Origin of the sequence: Gleimia hominis, from assembly GCF_032085515.1 — a bacterium.
GTDB classification, from domain to species: domain Bacteria; phylum Actinomycetota; class Actinomycetes; order Actinomycetales; family Actinomycetaceae; genus Gleimia; species Gleimia hominis.
On sequence record NZ_JASXSX010000001.1, the window covers coordinates 1,239,849 to 1,258,752 of the forward strand.

Genomic DNA, 18,904 nt, shown 5'->3' on the forward strand with positions numbered 1-18,904 from the left:
CCTTGCGCGGCCCGGTGCCACCAGAGGCGTGTTACGCGATGCTCAGTTGCGCTACTTAGTGCCCGGTTCGGTAACGAAATCGATCAGTGCTTCCACGCATCCGAGCAGTGGCGCCTCAAGGTCCCGGTAGTCGCGCACTTGAGCGAGAATAGCTTGCCAGCCCCTGCCCACATCTTCGCGAGTTTCGTGCGCCAACCCAAGTGCTTTTAACGAAGCAGTTTTAATATCCACGCCCCGCGGTACATCCGGCCACTGCCGCAACCCAACCCGTTGCGGTTTCACCGCCTGCCACACGTCCACAAACGGGTGCCCGAGCACCAGGACCGCATCGGGCCACCGCTCCATAACCCGCTTTGCAATCCGGGTTTCCTTCGAGCCAGCAACCAGGTGATCCACCATCACGCCCACCCGCTGGGACCGCGTGGGGCCAAACACCTCAAGAAGATCCTCCAGGTGGTCGACGCCTTCCAAAAACTCCACTACGACCCCTTCGAAACGCAGGTCGTCCCCCCAGATTTTTTCCACCAATTCCGCATCGTGGCTACCTTCTACGTAGATGCGGGAGGCCCTGGCTACGCGCGCCCGTTCCAGGTGCGCGGCGCGGGAACCAGACGCGGTCCGACCCGGCTGCGCCTGCTCTTTCCCCTGCCCATTCCTTTTCCCCTGAGGCGGGGTGAGCTCAACCGGTTTCCCATCCACCCAAAAACCCTTCCCAAGCGGGTACGAGCGGAGCCTGCCGCGCCGGTCCTCCAACTCAACTAGGTGCACGCCCCCGGATTTCTCTACGCGCACGACCGCGCCCACGAAACCGTCCGCTGGAACCTCAACCACTAGGCCTCGGTCCGCGGGGAGCGGCTGCGGCGCAATCACCCGAGCGCGATGCGGGTCAGAGCGCAGAACATCGGATCCATAACGGTCAAACATAGCCCCTAGACTAATCCATGAGCGATCACTGTTAGCGCAAAACTGGCGGCGGCGTTCGCGATCTACTACTGAGCGCGGTAAGGTTAGCACTCGGAAGGTAAGAGTGCTACGCGTTCGGAGGGGGTTGACCATGAGCACGCACGCAAGACGGTTAGACGTGCTGCGGGCAATTGTGTCCGACTACGTCTCTACCCGCGAACCAGTAGGCTCCGCGATGCTGGCGCGCAAATACGACCTCGGGGTGTCACCCGCAACCATCCGCAACGACATGTCAATCTTGGAAGAAGAAGGCCTAATCTTCCAACCGCACACTTCCGCCGGGCGGATCCCAACGGTCAAAGGCTACCGGTTGTTCGTAGACCAACTTGCGGAGTTAAAACCACTGTCCGCGCCCGAACGGCGTGCCCTAGAGGTGTTCCTAACGGACGCCGCAGATATAGACGATGTAGTAGACCGCACCGTGCGCCTCCTCTCGCACCTCACCCGACAAGTCGCGATCGTCCAATACCCCCAGCACGTGAGCGCGAACCTCGTGGGCATAGAACTGGTCCCAATTGGGGCGGGCAGACTGCTCGTTATCGTAATTGCAGACGATGGGGAAGTGGCCCAACAGGTAGTTCCCGACTTCGCGACCGACACCGAACAGATCCACAGACTTCGGGAGCACTTCAACCAGCAGCTGGTGGGCGCTCCACTGGAGCAGGTCGTCGCGCAAACTGACGTGCTAAACGACGTAGACGCGCCCCTGCTTCCCGTTGCCACCGCAATCAGCCAAGCCATCGCGGCAGCATCGGATCGTAAAGTAGATGACCGCATAGTAGTGGCCGGAACCGCTAACCTAGCGCGATCCGGAGTGGATTTTCGCCACACAATAGTGCCAGTATTAGACGCACTAGAAGAACAAGTTGCCCTCCTGCGCCTATTTTCCGCGCTCCCAGCCGACAACGTCACCGTCTCCCTCGGCCGTGAAAACCAACACGCCGGGCTCAGTGAAACAGCGGTTGTGGCTGGATCTTACGGAGACGAAACCACCACCGCGCACCTGGCGGTCGTGGGCCCCCTGCGCATGGACTACCCCGGCGCCATGAACGTGGTGCGCAGTGTCGGACAATACCTGTCACACTTCCTCAAAAATAAACGGTAAGCAAGGATTAACTTAATGAACGAAGACTATTACGAAATATTAGGTGTCTCGCGGACCGCATCCACCGAGGAGATCAAGAAGGCCTATCGTAAACTCTCCCGCAAACTCCACCCTGACATTGCGGGCCCCGAGAAGGAGGAGGAGTTCAAACGCGTCTCCGTGGCGTACGAAACCCTCTCAAATCCGCAAAAACGCCAGCGCTACGACATGGGTGGAAGCGCGTCTGGGGCAAGTGGCTTCGGTGGATTCGACATGGGCGACATGTTCGGTGACATTTTCGAAAGCTTCATGGGAGGCATGGGGGCGAACGCGTCCACGGGCCGCAGCCGCCGCGGGCAAGACCTGCTGAGCGTAATGACAATCGACCTGAAAACCGCGGCGTTTGGCGGCACCGAAGAAACCACCATTAACACCGCTGTCGTGTGCCCAACGTGCGAAGGGTCGTGCGCGAAACCGGGCACGTCCCCCCGCACCTGCTCGCAATGCCACGGCTCCGGGACCGTGCGGCGCGCCCAAAACACGTTGCTGGGCACCATGATGACCTCCGGACCTTGCCCCGCCTGTGGTGGGCACGGCACCATCATCCCTGAGCCCTGTGACGAATGCTCCGGTGAAGGCCGCGTCCATGCTAAACGCACCGTGTCCGTTGACATTCCCGCTGGGGTCAGTGCCGGCACCCGCATCCGCATGTCTGGCGAAGGTGAAGTTGGCCCTGCTGGCGGACCCGCCGGTGACCTGTACATAGAGATCCGCGAAGAACCTCATGATATTTTCACCCGGTCAGGCGACGACCTGCTCGTCACCCTGTCCATCCCCATGACGCTCGCGGTGCTGGGGACAACCGTGCCGCTCGAAACGCTGGATGGAACGGAAGAAATCGAGGTGAAACCAGGGTCTCAACCGGGGGAAGAAATCGTATTGAAGGGGTACGGCGTGGGACACCTGCACCGCAACTCCAGAGGTGACATTCGGATCCGTTTGAAAGTGGAGATCCCCAAGAAGCTCAGTGCGCAAGAGCGGGAAGCTTTCGACGCATTCGCAGCCTTGCGCCCGGAGGCGAGTGCAAAAGCCCAAGAACACGGCAAACCGGGTGGGTTCTTCCAGTTCTTGCGCGAGAAGTTCGCGGGTAACTAGACGTGACTGCGCCCGTGTTTTTCTCGTCCGTACTCGCGGACCCGGGGGAAGTGGTCCACCTGGACGCGCCAGAGGCCAAGCACGTGCGCGTCATGCGCATTGAGGTGGGGGAAGCGGTTGACCTAGTCGACGGGCGCGGTACCCGGATGAGCGGCACCTACCTGGGGCAAGATCAAGTGCGCGTGCAAACCCGCGTTGAAGATCCGGTGGTATTGCCGCGCATTACCCTGGTGCAAGCGCTCGCCAAAGGCGGGCGGGATGAGAAGGCAATCGAAATGGCCACAGAAGTGGGCGTGCACCGGGTAGTTGCGTGGCAGTCCGAACGCGCCATCGTCCGGTGGGGGAAGTCGGCCTCGAAAGAAACGGCTTCCTCAAAAGTCGGCCGAGGGCTTGCGAAGTGGCGGCGCACCCTGGAGGCAGCTACGAAGCAGTCGCGGCGTTCACGCATCCCAGATTTGGACTACGCGGCCGATCTGAACGAGTTGCTAGCAGTACTGAAAGACCACCGGATAGTGGTGCTGCACGAGGCAGCTGAGCTGCCTATTGAACAGCTCGACCCCGCGTTGCTGCGCGACCCGGTCGCGATCGTGGTGGGCCCAGAAGGAGGTATCACGGACACGGAACTGGACGGTTTAACAGCGGCGGGTGGGCGCGCGTGCGTGGTTGGGGACACGGTGATGCGCTCTTCTACCGCCGGTACCGTTGGGATCACTCTGGTACGCCACCTAGCGCGAGCGTGAGACAGTTGGCTCAACCGGCGCGTTAACCGAGGCGGCGCGGTAGAATACGAGTGAGTCAACGAAAGGGTAGTTTAGCGCCGAATGACCGCGAACAGCACAGAAGAAGATCTGAACGTCAGTGACGTAGTTACCATTCCGGAGCAAGTGGAGCCCGTGCGCGTCCTCGGGACGGCCGATCAAGTGTTACGTACCCTTCAGACCGGGTTTCCGCAAGTGTCTATCTCTTCCCTTGGCCACGATATTACTGTGCGCGGGCCCGCAGCTGACGTGTCGACTGTGGCAGACCTCGTGCGCGAACTAATTTCCGTAGCGCAAACCGGGCAGCATTTGGATGCGGCGACAGTGCAGACCGCGATCGATTTACTGCAAGGCAGTGGCACGGTGGCGAATACTGAAGCGATTTTGACGGTTAAGGACCATCAGATCCGCGCGAAAACCGATGGACAGCAGCGGTATGTGAACATGATTGAGCGGTCCACAGTCGTGTTTGGCATTGGCCCTGCTGGCACTGGGAAGACGTATTTGGCGATGGCGATGGCGGTGAACGCGTTGCTAACCGGGCAGGTGCGTCGCATCATTTTGACGCGTCCAGCGGTTGAAGCCGGGGAGTCCCTCGGGTTCCTTCCAGGCACTCTCACCGAAAAAATAGACCCGTATTTACGTCCCCTTTACGACGCATTGGGGGACATGGTGGATTCTGAGGCTCTGCCCCGCTTGATTGCCTCCGGCACCATTGAAGTCGCGCCGCTCGCGTACATGCGTGGCCGCACCTTAAATGATGCGTTCATTATTTTAGATGAGGCACAAAACACGACGGCGTCGCAAATGAAAATGTTCCTCACGCGACTTGGGTTCGGGTCGAAAGTGGTGGTGACTGGGGATGCGACCCAAGTGGATCTACCGGGCTCTGTGCGCTCTGGATTAGCGACTGCGAGGGATATTTTGGATGGCATCGAGGGAATCGAGTTTTGCCAGTTGACGTCCGCGGACGTGGTGCGCCACCGGCTCGTGTCACAGATTATCGACGCGTACGATAGGTGGAGTGAAGAAAACCCGCAGCCAGTTAACCACAACAGGAGCCGCCACCGATGAGCATTGACGTTGCTAACGAAACTGAAGTTCCCATCGACCTGGAAGACTTCACGCGCGTTGCGGAATACGTGCTGACGCAAATGCACGTTTCTACCGAGGCGGAACTGTCGATCCTGTTCATCGACCCCGATCCGATGGCGGACCTGCATGAACGCTGGTTGGACCTGGAGGGACCCACAGACGTGATGAGTTTCCCCATGGACGAGTTACGTCCCGGCACAGCGCAAAAACCTACCCCACCGGGCACGCTCGGGGACATCGTGGTGTGCCCACAGGTTGCAGCGCAGCAAGCGTTGAGCGCGGGCCATTCGTCGATGGAAGAAATGCTGCTGCTGACTGTTCACGGGATTTTACATCTTCTTGGATACGACCACGCAACCAAAGCGGAAGAAGCCGAAATGTTTGGTCTGCAACGCCACCTGCTGCTCACGTTCTTAGCCCAGAGGTAACGCGTGACACTCCCAGTGGGCTTCCTTCTAGCTGGAAGCGTGGTGATGCTGTGGCTGGCCGGAGTGCTCGTCGCAGTCGAAACCGCACTCGGTAGCCTCACCCGCGCCGCGATCGAAGACCTAATCGAAGAAGGCCGAAAGAAAGCGCGCCGCCTCGACCAGGTTTTTGAACACCGCCGCCGCGCCATGCTCGCCGCCCGGGCGGTGCGTATCGGAGTGCAAATGGTGGTTGCAGCTGCGGTCACTCTAGTGATTGCGGCAACCGGTTGGTACTGGTGGGTGGTTCTGCTCGGGTCGATTTTCTTAAACTGGATCCTCACCTACTTGCTGGTGTCGTTGCTTCCACAGGCGATTGGATACCGCCGACCGGCGTCAGTGGCGCTTTCTGCCACCGGCTTGCTCGAACTGCTGCTGCGCGCCTCCCACCTGCTCGACCCCGTGTTTACACTCGTTAAGAACCGGATCCCACCCGCCGCGCAGACCGATGCGCAAGTGCGGGCGGCGATGACGGAGCAGATGCGGGAAGTGGTTGACGAAGTTGGGGACACGGACGGGTTCGAAGCCGAAGACCGGCAAATGATGCGCAACGTGTTCCAACTTGGCCACACGTACGTGCGGGAAGTGATGGTGCCCCGCACGGACATGATCACCATTAACGCAGACACAAGTGTAGATAAGGCCCTCGGACTATTTGTGCGCTCCGGATTCTCACGTATTCCCGTTATCGGGGACGACATTGATGACGTCGTGGGAATCCTGTACTTCAAAGACGTGGTGTCTAAAATGCGTTCGCGTCGCGTAGACGCCACCCGGCCCGTGCGGGACCTGTGCCGCCCACCCCACTTCGTAGTGGAAATGAAACGCGCGGACGACGAACTGCGCCTCATGCAAAAAGAACGCGTCCACATGGTCCTGGTGGTCGACGAATACGGTGGAATCGCGGGCCTGCTCACGATTGAGGATTTGATTGAGGAAATCGTGGGGGAAGTGCGTGACGAACACGACCGGTTCGAGGTGGAACCGCAGCAGCTGGAACCGGGCGTGTGGCGGATTTCGACCCGACTTGGGTTAGACGAGTTGGGGGAGCTGCTCGGGATGGAACTAGAGGATGAGGACGTGGATTCCGTCGGTGGACTACTAGCGAAAACCTTGGGTAAGGTACCATTGCCGGGGGCGCATGCGACTGCCCTGGGGGTGGAGATGGTCGCGGATGAAGCAGTGGGGCGCAGACGCCAAGTTCGGACTGTGGTGGCTAGAAAAATGGAGGACGAGACCAGTGAACTTTCCCAGTGATGACGAGTTAATGGACGGGCCACAGGCCGACGTGGAACCACTAATCGCGAACTATCCCGAAGGGTTCCGGGCTGGTTTCGTTGCGATCGTGGGCCGGCCGAATGTGGGGAAATCTACGCTCACGAACGCGCTGGTGGGCAGCAAGGTGGCGATCACGTCGCGGCGGCCCGAAACGACGCGCCGGTCAATCCGCGGAGTGGTGCAGGGCGATAACTACCAGGTGGTGCTGGTGGACACTCCCGGCTACCACCGGCCCAGAACCCTGCTGGGGCAGCGGTTGAACTCGATGGTGCGCGATTCAGTGGGGCAAGTTGATGCAGTACTGTTTTGCCTGCCGTGTGACCAGCGGGTGGGGCCGGGCGATGATTTTATTGCCCGCCAACTGCGCGGTCTAAAAGTGCCGGTAATCGCCGTGGCAACCAAGATGGATGCGGTGGCGCAAGAGCGGGTGATGAAACACCTGGTAGCGATCGACAAGTTGGGGGACTGGGAGCAGATCGTGCCCGTCTCGGCCGCTACCGGTGAGCAGGTGGACCATTTGAAAGACGTGGTTGCGTCTTATTTACCGCCGTCCCCGCCCCTGTACCCGCTTGATGCGGAGTCGGACGAGTCCGATGAGGCACTTATCGCCGAGTACGTGCGGGAAGCGGCGTTAGAAGAAATTCGTGAGGAACTGCCGCACTCACTGGCCGTTTCGGTGGAAGAAATTATTGAGCGGAAGAAAAAACCGGGGCAGAACTACCCGCCGATGTTGGACGTGCACGTGAACGTGTACGTGGAGCGGGATTCACAAAAGGCGATCATCATTGGTACCGGTGGCACCCGGATAAAGCGGATTGGCATGAAAGCGCGGCGAGAAGTTGAGAAACTGCTGGGCCGGCGGATTTATCTGGACCTGCATGTGCGTACCGCTAAGGATTGGCAGTCGGATCCGAAGATGCTAGATCGGTTCGGTTTCTGACAGGTGCGGACGTATCGCGATGAGGGGATAGTGCTGCGCACCCACAAGCTTGGGGAAGCGGATCGCATTATTACTGTGCTCACGCGGTATTCGGGGCTTAAACGCGTAGTTGCGAAGGGTGTGCGGCGCACGAAGTCTAAGTTTGGGGCGCGGTTGGAGCCGTTCACGGTGGTGGATGCGCAGTTTTACGCGGGGCGGAGTTTGGACACGCTCACGCAGGTGCAGACGCTGCGTCCGTACGGGATGCGGATTGCGCGGGACCATTATTTGTACGCGTGCGCAAACGTGATGGTGGAGGCCGCGGAGAAGCTCAGTGAGGACGATCAGAGCCCGCAGATGTACCTGCTTTTGCTGGGGGCGTTGCATGCGTTAGCGTTTCGCCGGCACGACGCGGACTTGGTGATGAACTCATTTTTGCTGCGGGCGTTCGCCCTGTCTGGTTGGGCGCCTTCGTTCTACGATTGCGCGGTGTGCGGCCGGCCAGGCCCGGCAAGCGGGTTCAGTGTGGAAGCGGGGGGTGCGGTGTGTGAAAACTGCCGTCCCCCGGGTTCTTTAGCCCCGTCGCTTGAGGCGCTGGCCCTGCTTGGGGATTTGATTTCTGGTGATTGGGCGCGGGCGGATGAGGCTCCGCGAGGGCCGCGGCGGGAGTCCGCTGGGTTGGTTAACGCGTGGGTGCAGTACCATTTGGAAAGGCGGCTGAAATCTATGGATGTGCTCCGCCGGTTACGGGAGGTTTGATTCACGTGTCAGACAGCGGGAAAACTAATGAGCCAGCAGCGGAAGAGAATCGGGTAATTGCCCCGTTTGAGGGCGGTTTGCAGCCCCCGCATTTGGATGCGCCCGCCCGGCACGTGGCGATCATCATGGATGGCAATGGCCGGTGGGCAAACGCGCGTGGCCTGCCGCGCACGGAGGGGCACAAACGCGGGGAGATTGCCCTCATGAACACGATCGCGGGGGCGGTTGAAGCGGGGGTTAAACATTTGACGGTGTACGCGTTTTCTACGGAAAACTGGAACCGCTCCCCAAGTGAAGTGCGGTTCCTAATGGGGTATTCACGCAACGTTATTCGCCGCCGCGCCGCACAGTTGCACGAGTGGGGCGTGCGGATTAACTGGTGGGGGCGCCGACCTCGGTTGTGGCGGTCGGTGATTCGTGAACTGGAGGCGGCACACGCGTTAACGCAACACAATGACCGGTTGGATTTCAACATGGCCATTAATTATGGTGGGCGCGCGGAGATTGCGGATGCGGCCCAGAGAATCGCCCGGGAGGTTCAGCGGGGAACGTTGAAACCGCGGGGGATAACGGAGGACGTGTTCGCCTCCCGCTTGTACGCCCCCCATTCACCGGATGTGGATTTGCTGATCAGAACCAGTGGTGAGCAGCGGCTTTCGAACTTCCTTTTGTGGCAGTGCGCGTATGCGGAATTCATTTTTAATCCCACTCCCTGGCCCGCGTATGGACGCCGTGAGTTGTGGGATGATTTATTAGCGTTTGAGGGACGCGACCGGCGCTTCGGTGGCGCTGTGGACAAAGTGAACTGAACGACCGTCGTGCGCGGCTTATGCGCGGCGGCGTTTCGCCATCCAGTAGATGCTCAGGGCTGCGACGAGGAACGTGAATGGGATCAGCACCCAGTACTTGCCGCTGGCTGCCGCCTGACCGGCGGTGAACAGGCCGGTGAAAACCGCGGCGTACAGTAGGCCCCACGCGATGTACCCCGGGATTGCGCACAGCGTGTACGAAAACCACCGCATCCGCAGCACTCCAGCGCCCAAGTGGATGACGGTTTGCAATCCGATCGTTAAGAACGACAGGGGAATAATCACCAGGCCCCAGCGGTCTACCGCGTCGATCCCCCGCCGGGTAGAAGCGGATTGTAGTTTCCCCTGCAGGCGCCGCACCCAGGGGCGCTGGGAGTACTTAGCGGTAGACAGGAACCCGCTGGTCACCAGGCGTGCCAGCCAATACGTGGATTGGGAACGCAAAAACACCACGATCACCAGGAACGCTGTTAGCGCCCAGAAACCAGATTGACTGATGAACGAGGGAACACCGGGCATGGGAGAGCTTTCTATTTATCCGCTATTTCTTTCTGACAACTAGAGCATAGACCAAAAAGTTCCAACGAGTGCTGCAGATCCGTGAACCCCTCTTTTTGCCCCAGTTCTTGGAACCAAGACTCCAGCGGATCCACCTCAATCTCCACACTGCGGTGGCACCGCCTGCAGATCAGGTGGTGGTGGTGTCCTTTCGTGTCGCACTGCCGGTACAGTGCCTCCCCGTCGGGCGTCATGAGCACGTCCACGTCGTCTTCATCCGCTAGCGCCCTCAAGTTTCGGTAAACCGTAGCTAAACCGATTCGGGAACCAGACTGCGCCAGGTCCTCATGAATCTGCTGGGCAGAACGGAACTCGCTGGAAGAACGTAACTCATCCATCACGGCTTGCCGTTGACGCGTGTGCCGGCGAACGGGGGTAGTACTCATAAGACCTCTTCCTAACTGATCCAAGGGGCGGCTAACGCGGTGGGCACGCGAAGTGCCGTCAGACCAGTCTACCGATTTTGCCGCAAACGGCTCGCGGTCGACCGGGCGATGAGGCCGAGGGCGTAAATCCCGATCGCTAAAACCACGATGGTAGCGCCCGGGGAAATGTCTAGCACGTACGTAATGAACAGGCCGCACACGCAAGTGGCGACTCCGACGAGGATGCCGCCCACGAGCGTGGCTTTAAACGAGCGGGCGAACAGCTGCGCGATCGCTACCGGGACGATCATTATGGCGGAAACCAGTAGCGACCCCACGACGCGCATCGAAATCGCGACCGTGAACGCAGCTAAAAGTGCTATTGCGATAGATAATGCGGCGGTGGGCAGGCCGGTTGACCGCGCGAACTCTTCGTCGGAACACACCGCGTACAGCGCGGGCGTGAGGGTGATTGCAACAAGGAAAATCACGAGTGCAAGCACGCCGATAGTCCAAATGTCCGTGTTCGTAACCGTGGCGATAGAGCCAAAGAGGTACGCGTTCAGTTGCGCGGACGTGCCGCCGGCGAGTCCAATTAGCAGCACCCCACCGGCGATCCCACCGTAGAACAGCATCGCGAGAGCGACGTCTGAGGAGGTGCGCCCGGTCAGGCGGATGACTTCCAGTAAAACCGCGCCCACCACGGACACTGCGAGCGCCCCAGGGACGGCGAGTGATTCGGGGGAGGTAAGGTTCAGCCACGAACCCACCAGCCAGCCCAGCGCCACCCCGGTGAGGGCGACATGTCCGATGCCGTCCCCGAGCATAGCGAGACGCTTATGCACCAGGAACGTTCCCACAATGGGGGCGCTGATCCCAACGAGTACTGCGGCAATCAGTGAACGCAGCATCAGGGGAGAGGTCAGCATGACGCTGAGGTCTTCGAAACCGGTTGCGAAACCCAAAACTGTGGGGAGCACTCAGCGGCCCTCCTGGTAGTTAGACATGACGGTGTGGGGCACGTGGGGAGAATCGTGGTGATGCACGGGCGTGCTGGGGCGGGGCTGGCCGTCGTAGTCGATGTGTCCAGAAGCGATGTTTACACACCGGTCGAGGTGCGGCGCTAGGGGCCCGAGTTCGTGCAGGACAGTCACGATAGTGCAGCCGCGTGCTTTGAGGTCCCCCACGAGGTCCGCGAGGGTTTGCTGACTGTGCGCATCGATGCCCGCGAGAGGCTCGTCCATAATCAACACTTGAGGGTCACGCACGATCGCGCGGGCGATGAGCACGCGGCGGCGTTGCCCGCCGGACAGCTGGGATACGGGCACGCCCTGGTGGGAGCGCAGCCCCACGGTATCCAGCGCAGTTAGCGCCCGAGTTTTTGACCCGCGAGGCCACCACAACTGGTGTTTACCGAGCGTGCCGGTGCGCACTACCTCGAGGGCCGAAGAGATAACTCCGCCCGAGAGGCTACTGATTTGCGGGACGTACCCAACTTGTGCCCAGGGAACGTGGCTGTCGGTGACCTCGTGGCCGAGAAGCTTCAGGGATCCAGCACGGATTTGAGCGCTTTTGAACAGGGCGCGGATCAGCGTGGATTTGCCGGAACCATTTGCGCCGGTGATCGCCACGCACTGCCCGAGGGGCACAGTGAGGTCGATTCCGTGCAAAATCACTCCCGCATCGTACCCAACGTCGAGGGCATGCGCTTCCAGTGCGTTCACTGGCATTCTAAGCCGGCCTGCAGTACCTCAATATTTTTCTTCATCACGCTCAAGTAATCCTCACCGTCTTTAGGCTGGTTCTCTAACGGGTCAAGCGTAGTTGTTTTTACACCCAAATCGTTAGCTAGCACTTTAATTACTTTAGGTGATATCGCGATTTCCGTGTAGAGCGTGGTGGTACCCGTCTCTTTCACGATCTTTGCGATTTCATTTAGCCGTGCAGGCGAGGGCGCTACCTCCGGTTCAATCCCAGACACCCCAATCTGCTTTAACCCGGTTTTTTGCGCGAGGTAACCGAACGCCTCATGCGAGACAATAAAGTTTTCGCGCTTGCAGGATTTGAATGAACTCGTCATGGTCCCGCTCAAGTCTTTAAGTTGTTTCTTGAGGGATTCGAGGTTCTTCTGGTAGTCCGCGGCATGGGCCTTATCTATCTCGCTGAGGTGGTCGCTCACCTGCTGTGCCACGGAAACCATGCGGTCTGGATCGAGCCAAAAGTGCGGATCCATCCCGCCGACATCGTGGTGGTGATGGTGCTCGTGGTCGTGTTCCTCGTGGTCGGCATCGTCACCGTGGCCGTGCTCGTCGTGGCCAGCCTCTGCGTGGTCGGCATCGTCATCGTGGCCGTGCTCGTGTTCGTCGTGGCCAGCCTCTGCGTGATCGGCTTCTTCACCGTGCTCGTGTGCTTCGTCTGAATGCTCGTCGTGCTCGGCATCGTCACCGTGGCCATGGTCATGCTCACCCTCGGCATGGTCGTGCGCGTGCTCGTCTTCATTAGCGGGCAGCAGGTGTGCGGCAGACGTGATGTCGAGTGATTTGGTGGAAGACGTCTGGTCTACCGCCGCATCCACTGCGGGTTGGAATTTGCGCAGGTAGATCACCGAGTCTGCGTTCGACAAGCCAGCAACGGTCTTGGGAGATAGCTCCAGGTCGTGCGCCTCCACATTCGGTGGGGTTAGTGAAGTGACTTTAACGTGATCACCACCCACACTTTTAGCGATATATTCGAGCGGATAAATCGCAGTGCGGATATCTAGCGTCTGTGCTTTCGAAGAGTCCGATCCAGCGGAACATCCTGCGAGCGCAAGTGCGGCTACAGCTAAACCTGAAAAAATACGCGTCTTAAACCTCATGATAATCATTCTCGAACAGGTGGTGGGGGAATGCAACTAAAGGTGACCTACCGCAACTCTTTTCGCGTTTCAGTTATGGGTGGCGTGCCTTTAGAATGGACGGTGGCCTGTCAGCCAGGCAGGTGAGTTGCGCCAGAGGGCGCGTTAACTAATAAGGAGACAACAGTGGCTAAAGCCTCATCGCGACTTGAGTCCGTTATCAGCCTCGCTAAACGCCGAGGATTCGTCTATCCGTGCGGGGAAATATACGGCGGCACCCGATCCGCATGGGACTACGGGCCACTGGGAGTTGAACTTAAAGAGAACATTAAAAAAGCGTGGTGGGCACGCATGGTGCGTCAGCGTGACGACGTCGTGGGCCTAGATTCCTCTGTTATTCTGCCGCGTGCCGTGTGGGAAGCTTCGGGGCACGTAACTGCGTTTACCGACCCGCTCATCGAATGCCTCGCGTGCCACCGCCGGTTGCGCGAGGACCAGCTGGTAGAAGAATACGCAGAGCGCAAAAATATCGCTGAAGACGCGGTAGAGATGTCCGAAGTGCCGTGCCCGAACTGTGGCACGCGCGGCCAGTGGACTCAGCCACGCGCATTCTCCGGTCTGCTCAAAACCTACCTGGGAGCCGTGGATGATGAAACTGGGCTCCACTACCTGCGCCCCGAAACCGCGCAGGGTATCTTCGTGAACTTCATGAACGTTATGACTTCCGCGCGGAAAAAACCACCGTTTGGGATCGCGCAGATCGGCAAATCGTTCCGCAACGAAATCACCCCCGGGAACTTCATTTTCCGCACCCGCGAGTTCGAACAAATGGAACTGGAGTTCTTCGTTGAACCCGGCACGGACGAGAAGTGGCACGAATACTGGATTCAAGAACGGTTGAACTGGTACACCGACCTGGGGATTGCGCGCGAGAACCTCCGCCTGTACGAACACCCTCAAGAAAAGCTTTCCCACTATTCAAAACGGACCGTGGACATTGAATACACGTTCGGCTTCCAAGGTAGTGAATGGGGGGAGCTGGAAGGGATTGCGAACCGCACGGACTACGACTTGAAGACGCACATGGAAAAGTCGGGGCAGAAACTCGACTACTACGACCAGCAGAAAAACGAGCGGTGGATCCCCTACGTAATCGAACCGTCCGCGGGGCTGACGCGTTCACTCATGGCTTTCCTAGTGGATGCGTATTGCGAAGATGAGGCGCCGAATACGAAAGGTGGGGTGGATAAGCGCACGGTCCTAAAACTAGACCCCCGTTTGGCACCTGTGAAAGCCGCGGTGCTGCCCCTGTCACGCAAACCTCAGCTGCAAGAACCCGCGAAAGAACTCGCGATGTCACTGCGCGAGTTGTGGAACGTTGAATACGACGATGCGGGGGCCGTTGGGAGGCGCTACCGTCGTCAAGATGAGGTGGGGACGCCGTATTGCATTACGTTCGATTTTGATTCGCTTGAGGATAACGCGGTGACGATCCGTGATCGCGACTCGATGGAGCAGGTGCGTATCCCAATCGATCAGGTGCGTGCCTACCTGCTGGACCGGCTGCCCATCGGATAATTGACTCTGGTGCACGAAGCTTCAACTGGGGCCCTCAAGATCGGACCGATCGAACTGTGGGCCCCGGTTCTGCTGTCCCCAATGGCTGGGGTTACGGACCAGCCATTCCGCCGATTGTGCCGCGAATTCGGTGAGGCCGGGCTATCCCAAGACCTGCAAACCCAACTGCCCGCAGCCCACGCCCACGTGGATGCCCCCGCGGGCCTTTATGTGTGCGAAATGATTACCGCGCGGGCACTGGTGGAAGACAACGCGAAAACCCGCCAAATGGTTGCCCCAGACCCGCGTGAACGCGTGCGTTCCGTGCAACTGTACGGAACGGATCCGCACGTGTTGGAACAGGCCACCCGGATCCTCGTGCAGAATGCGTGGGCCGACCACATCGACTTGAACTTCGGCTGCCCCGTACCGAAAGTCACCCGCAAGGGTGGGGGCGCGGCCCTGCCGTGGAAACTGGACCTGTTCACCGATATTGTCCGCGCAGTGCGGGCGGGGGTGAAGCAGGTGGGGCGTGACGTGCCCGTAACCGTAAAACTACGCATCGGCATCGATAGTGAACACACCACGTTCCGTGACGCCGCCCAGATTGCACAGGATACCGGGGTCGCGGCCGTGGCCCTGCACGGGCGGACACAGCAGCAGCACTACTCGGGTGAGGCTGACTGGGATGCGATTGCGGAGCTGAAGAGTCTTTTGTCCATTCCCGTGTTCGGTAACGGGGACGTGTTCAGTGGGGCGGATGCGCAAAAGATGCTGGACCACACCGGGGTCGATGCGATCGTGGTTGGCCGGGGTGCGCAGGGGCGGCCGTGGATTTTCCACGACATCGTGGCGGCGCTAACGGGCGCGAACAAGCCCGAGGCTGCTCCTACCCTCAAGGAAGTAGCGGAAGTGATCGTTAAACACGCGGAGCTGATGATCGAGTACTCCCGCAGTGAGGAAGACGCAATGCGGAATATGCGCAAACACATCGGGTGGTACTTGCGCGGGTTCAGTATCGGTGGGCAGCAGCGGCTGACTCTGCAGCGGGTCAATACGCTAAGTGAACTCGTGGGGCAGTTGCAGAGCCTAGACTTGCAGCAACCCTACCCTCAGGCTGCACGGGGGCGGCGGGGCCGGGCGGGAAAACCCAAGAAAACACACTTACCAGCGGGTTGGTTAGACTCGCGGACACTATCGACGGCGGGGCGGCGCGATGTCGCGCTGAACGAGACGCATGCGGATGGAGGCTGAAAATGGCGATGCCAGCAGTAATTGGGCAAAAAATCCACACGCCTATCGCGATAGGCAACGGGCGGCCAGCGATGATTTGCCCGCTGCAGGGCGAGAACGCGTCTCAGCTTGTTTCTCGCGCCCGCAAGATTGAAATCAGCCCAGCGGACGTAGTGGAATGGCGCGTTGACACGCTCGCGGAACGTGATCCCGGCGTGGTCCGCGGGGCAGCGCAAGTGGTGCGCCGCGAAGTGCAGCGGCCCCTCATCGCAACCTTTCGAAGCACCGGTGAAGGCGGACAGGGTGACCCAGCGGATTCCCAGCGGGTGTATGAAACAGTGGCGCCAATCGCCGACGCGCTGGACGTGGAGTATTCGCACGCGGCCCGGCCTGAGTTGTTGGAACTTGCGTATTCGCATGAGGCCGTGCCCGTGCTTTCGTACCACAATTTTGAACGCGCAGAATCCGCGGACGCATTACTCGATCGCCTAGAACGGATGCAAACGTGCCTGGTACGAGCTGGGGAGCAGGCGTGTCAGGATATGCCGGCAGATCAGGCGCAGGCGCTTCGCGATCGGGGGTACGGCGTGGTGAAAGTTGCGCTTACTGCTCGCAACGAAATGGAAGCACTCATGATTATGGCCGCTGGCTGCCAGTTTGAACGCACGAAAGCGCGGCTGCCACTGATCGTGGTGGCAATGGGCAGGCACGGGATAGTGTCGCGCGCATTTCCTCGTAACGCAGGATCCTCCGCCACGTTTGTGAGCGCCGATGGGCAAGCCAGCGCTCCCGGACAGATAGATGCCCACGCGCTAGCTGACTTCTACGCCCGCATTGGCAAAATCGCGCTGTACTAGCTGGCTTTTAACATTGGTGGAATGCGGGCATATCCTGCCTGACCTCTAGCATTAGCGATATGCGGCCACGTCCTGCGCGGCAACGCGTTCGGGAATGAACCACGCGCACGAGCCCCCGCGCAACCGCGTGCCCGCTGGGGCGGGGGGAACGCGGCGCAGCCCCTTACCAGAAAACACGGGGCCGGCAGCGGGCACGTCTTCTTCCCCCGTGGAATCGGAGCGGATTAACAGGCGATGCTGGGCGGGCACCTCAATCGGATCCGAACCCGTGTTCAACACGTTCAAAATATTGCCTGTGGTGGACACGAGCGTGTCTGGATTCTGCCACGGCAGGCCTTCCACCCAGGCGAACGTGTCGTCGCCCATGCACAGTTCTTGCCGCAGCCGCAACGCCAACCCCGTGTGTTTGGCACGTGCCTTTTCTTTCTCTGAGTGCGCGGGTTGAGGGCGCACCGCGGAGTGGACGTACTCCACGTGTCCGCCAATGAACTCAAACGGGAGGTAAATACTGCCCGGCAGGGCGCACAGCAGCAGACGCATCGCGGTGCGCCGCGCCGTGTCCGCATCCTGTTCCCACGTGCGCGTAGTTCCCTTGCGCTCGTGCGGATCCGCGAGTATCTGCGGGGCAATCGCTTTCCAAGACGGCACCGCCCCAACCCGGTCGCATGCCTGCAAGGTTTCGTCGATCGCCGTGCGGATCGCGTGGGTGTCAAACGTGGCGCGGTACAGTGAACCGGCCCGCAGGTTGTGGAACCACTCTTCTTCTTGGTGGCGCACGAACGCGTCAATATCCAGCAGTTCAGCGGACGCGGAGAGCGTGTGGTTGGGGGAGAAGTCCGCTAGTTCAACTTGCAGGATCCGTGTCAGTGCGCGGAAATGCTGCGCTCGCTGCGCCGCGTCCGCGCGGGTGGACCATTCGCGGATCCCACCCAGGTCGATTCCATCTACCCCCAGTTTTAAGGCTTCACGGGCGCGCACCACCAGGGTGGCGGGGTCGGATTCGAGGCCAAAGAACAACGCGTCTTCGGTTGAACTTGGCCTGCCGCTGAATGTGGCGCCAGATAGGCGGACCACCACCTTGAGCCCCACCCGGTGCGCTTCTTTAACCAGGTCCGCGATCACCGTGGAACCGGTTAAATCCACTAGGGCGGGCCGGAAAATCACGGCGGAAGCGCCCACCCGAGCCATTGCGAACATGCACGGTTTCAACATGGCGGCCGCAACCTCATCCACAATTCCGGGCACTTCCATGAACACGGCGCGGTGCCACCATTCGGAAGGGACGTTGCGTCTTTGATGCACGATCAGCGTGCGCACGTACGTGTCTGCCCGGGTTGTGTCTTTTGGTTCCCGATCACCCGCATGGTTAGTCACGTTCACTGCCTTTCATTGAGGTTCGGTACCGCTGTTTAAAACCGCTTCCGGATTCGTTACACTTGCGCGCTGTCCCAGGTTTCGCGGTAGTAGTCCGCGAGTTTCAACGCGCCCGCCGCCGCGTCGTCCACAATCACGGTCACGTCTTGGTGGTATTGCAAGATGGAGGCGGGGCAGAACGCGGACACCGGCCCTTCCACGACCCCTTGAATCGCCTGCGCTTTTTGCTCCCCAAACGCGAGCAGCACAATCTTCTTTGCCGTCATGATCGTGGCCAGCCCCTGAGTGATTGCCCGTTTTGGCACATCGGCTTCCACGCCGTCGAAAAATCGGGCGTTATCGCGCCGAGTTTGGGGAGCTAGTGTAACCACGTTCGTGGGAGCAGATAGTGAGCCGGACGGCTCGTTAAACCCAATATGCCCGTCCGCACCCAACCCTAGGATCTGTAGATCTAACCCCGGTGTAATCGATTCTTCGTACAGTTTCGCCGATTCTTCCGGGTCGGCCGACAAGCCGTCGGGCGTGTGCAGGTCCGCATCCGCCAGCCCCGTCTTGTCTTCGCCCACTAATTCGCGCTTGAGGACATTGCGGTAGCGCTGCGGATGATCTTGATCAATCCCAATGTACTCATCGAGCGCCCACGCCCTACTGCCCGCCAAAGTGAACTCACCGGCCGCGTGTGCCTTGCGCAACTGTGCGTACAGACCCTCCGGTGTGGACCCGGTTGCTACCCCTAACCGAAACCCGGGGGAAACTAAGGGAACAATTATGGAAGCAGCCAGCGCTGACCCTTGTGCGGAACTAGGTGTTATCGCAATGCGCATATTTGTAGAAACCTCA

The 18,904-nt window shown here is 59.8% G+C and carries 20 protein-coding genes; 12 read left to right on the plus strand and 8 right to left on the minus strand.

The features are described from left to right. Nucleotides 1-51 precede the first annotated feature (51 nt). The gene (locus QS713_RS05280) at nucleotides 52-924 is read right to left on the minus strand and encodes a DUF3097 family protein (protein WP_313273068.1); all 873 of its coding nucleotides are present in this window, start codon (nucleotides 922-924) and stop codon (nucleotides 52-54) included. A gap of 130 nt (nucleotides 925-1,054) precedes the next feature. On the opposite strand from QS713_RS05280, the gene hrcA reads away from it, so the two are divergent. The 9 genes from hrcA to uppS all read left to right on the plus strand — a co-directional run bounded on the left by hrcA (nucleotide 1,055) and on the right by uppS (nucleotide 9,284). Further along, a complete protein-coding gene (gene hrcA, locus QS713_RS05285; protein ID WP_313273069.1) occupies nucleotides 1,055-2,068 on the plus strand; it encodes a heat-inducible transcriptional repressor HrcA in 1,014 nt (337 codons plus the stop codon). Nucleotides 2,069-2,083: 15 nt separating this feature from the next. After that, nucleotides 2,084-3,202 (plus strand): molecular chaperone DnaJ, encoded by a 1,119-nt coding sequence (gene dnaJ, locus QS713_RS05290; RefSeq protein WP_313273071.1) that lies wholly within the window; start codon nucleotides 2,084-2,086, stop codon nucleotides 3,200-3,202. A gap of 2 nt (nucleotides 3,203-3,204) precedes the next feature. Next, the gene (locus tag QS713_RS05295; RefSeq protein WP_313273073.1) at nucleotides 3,205-3,942 is read left to right on the plus strand and encodes a 16S rRNA (uracil(1498)-N(3))-methyltransferase; all 738 of its coding nucleotides are present in this window, start codon (nucleotides 3,205-3,207) and stop codon (nucleotides 3,940-3,942) included. A gap of 81 nt (nucleotides 3,943-4,023) precedes the next feature. Further along, nucleotides 4,024-5,034, plus strand: coding sequence for a PhoH family protein (locus tag QS713_RS05300; RefSeq protein ID WP_313273075.1), 1,011 nt, complete (start codon nucleotides 4,024-4,026; stop codon nucleotides 5,032-5,034). Further along, on the plus strand, nucleotides 5,031-5,483 hold the full coding sequence (gene ybeY, locus QS713_RS05305) for an rRNA maturation RNase YbeY (protein WP_313273076.1): 453 nt from the start codon (nucleotides 5,031-5,033) through the stop codon (nucleotides 5,481-5,483). Before QS713_RS05300 ends, ybeY begins: the two co-directional genes overlap by 4 nt. A 3-nt stretch (nucleotides 5,484-5,486) precedes the next feature. Then, nucleotides 5,487-6,776 carry a hemolysin family protein gene (locus QS713_RS05310; protein WP_313273078.1) on the plus strand — a complete coding sequence of 430 codons (1,290 nt, stop codon included), beginning with the start codon at nucleotides 5,487-5,489 and terminating at the stop codon, nucleotides 6,774-6,776. A gap of 10 nt (nucleotides 6,777-6,786) precedes the next feature. Next, the gene (gene era, locus QS713_RS05315; protein WP_313273775.1) at nucleotides 6,787-7,737 is read left to right on the plus strand and encodes a GTPase Era; all 951 of its coding nucleotides are present in this window, start codon (nucleotides 6,787-6,789) and stop codon (nucleotides 7,735-7,737) included. Nucleotides 7,738-7,740: 3 nt separating this feature from the next. Further along, nucleotides 7,741-8,475 (plus strand): DNA repair protein RecO, encoded by a 735-nt coding sequence (recO, locus tag QS713_RS05320; protein WP_313273079.1) that lies wholly within the window; start codon nucleotides 7,741-7,743, stop codon nucleotides 8,473-8,475. A 56-nt stretch (nucleotides 8,476-8,531) separates the two neighbouring features. Next, the gene (gene uppS / locus QS713_RS05325) at nucleotides 8,532-9,284 is read left to right on the plus strand and encodes a polyprenyl diphosphate synthase (RefSeq protein WP_313273778.1); all 753 of its coding nucleotides are present in this window, start codon (nucleotides 8,532-8,534) and stop codon (nucleotides 9,282-9,284) included. A gap of 18 nt (nucleotides 9,285-9,302) precedes the next feature. On the opposite strand, the gene QS713_RS05330 is transcribed toward uppS, so the two are convergent. The 5 genes from QS713_RS05330 to QS713_RS05350 all read right to left on the minus strand — a co-directional run bounded on the left by QS713_RS05330 (nucleotide 9,303) and on the right by QS713_RS05350 (nucleotide 13,064). Then, nucleotides 9,303-9,803 (minus strand): hypothetical protein, encoded by a 501-nt coding sequence (locus QS713_RS05330; RefSeq protein ID WP_313273081.1) that lies wholly within the window; start codon nucleotides 9,801-9,803, stop codon nucleotides 9,303-9,305. Nucleotides 9,804-9,814: 11 nt separating this feature from the next. After that, entirely contained in the window at nucleotides 9,815-10,228 is a 414-nt protein-coding gene (locus QS713_RS05335) for a Fur family transcriptional regulator (RefSeq protein ID WP_313273083.1), read from the minus strand. Nucleotides 10,229-10,296: 68 nt separating this feature from the next. Continuing rightward, the gene (locus QS713_RS05340) at nucleotides 10,297-11,136 is read right to left on the minus strand and encodes a metal ABC transporter permease (protein ID WP_313273781.1); all 840 of its coding nucleotides are present in this window, start codon (nucleotides 11,134-11,136) and stop codon (nucleotides 10,297-10,299) included. Nucleotides 11,137-11,187: 51 nt separating this feature from the next. Beyond that, entirely contained in the window at nucleotides 11,188-11,937 is a 750-nt protein-coding gene (locus QS713_RS05345; RefSeq protein WP_376779557.1) for a metal ABC transporter ATP-binding protein, read from the minus strand. After that, nucleotides 11,928-13,064 carry a metal ABC transporter substrate-binding protein gene (locus QS713_RS05350; RefSeq protein ID WP_313273087.1) on the minus strand — a complete coding sequence of 379 codons (1,137 nt, stop codon included), beginning with the start codon at nucleotides 13,062-13,064 and terminating at the stop codon, nucleotides 11,928-11,930. Before QS713_RS05350 ends, QS713_RS05345 begins: the two co-directional genes overlap by 10 nt. A gap of 165 nt (nucleotides 13,065-13,229) precedes the next feature. On the opposite strand from QS713_RS05350, the gene QS713_RS05355 reads away from it, so the two are divergent. The 3 genes from QS713_RS05355 to QS713_RS05365 are packed head-to-tail and all read left to right on the plus strand — an operon-like array spanning nucleotide 13,230 to nucleotide 16,690. Then, nucleotides 13,230-14,621 carry a glycine--tRNA ligase gene (locus tag QS713_RS05355; protein ID WP_313273089.1) on the plus strand — a complete coding sequence of 464 codons (1,392 nt, stop codon included), beginning with the start codon at nucleotides 13,230-13,232 and terminating at the stop codon, nucleotides 14,619-14,621. A gap of 6 nt (nucleotides 14,622-14,627) precedes the next feature. Further along, the gene (gene dusB / locus QS713_RS05360; RefSeq protein WP_376779570.1) at nucleotides 14,628-15,854 is read left to right on the plus strand and encodes a tRNA dihydrouridine synthase DusB; all 1,227 of its coding nucleotides are present in this window, start codon (nucleotides 14,628-14,630) and stop codon (nucleotides 15,852-15,854) included. Nucleotides 15,855-15,856: 2 nt separating this feature from the next. Continuing rightward, nucleotides 15,857-16,690 carry a type I 3-dehydroquinate dehydratase gene (locus tag QS713_RS05365; RefSeq protein WP_313273090.1) on the plus strand — a complete coding sequence of 278 codons (834 nt, stop codon included), beginning with the start codon at nucleotides 15,857-15,859 and terminating at the stop codon, nucleotides 16,688-16,690. A gap of 51 nt (nucleotides 16,691-16,741) precedes the next feature. On the opposite strand, the gene QS713_RS05370 is transcribed toward QS713_RS05365, so the two are convergent. Together QS713_RS05370 and QS713_RS05375 are read right to left on the minus strand one after the other, a co-directional pair. Continuing rightward, complete coding sequence (locus QS713_RS05370) at nucleotides 16,742-18,064, minus strand: hypothetical protein (RefSeq protein ID WP_313273092.1); 1,323 nt, start codon at nucleotides 18,062-18,064, stop codon at nucleotides 16,742-16,744. 56 nt (nucleotides 18,065-18,120) lie between these two features. Continuing rightward, nucleotides 18,121-18,888 (minus strand): glucosamine-6-phosphate deaminase, encoded by a 768-nt coding sequence (locus QS713_RS05375; RefSeq protein ID WP_313273093.1) that lies wholly within the window; start codon nucleotides 18,886-18,888, stop codon nucleotides 18,121-18,123. Nucleotides 18,889-18,904 lie beyond the last annotated feature (16 nt).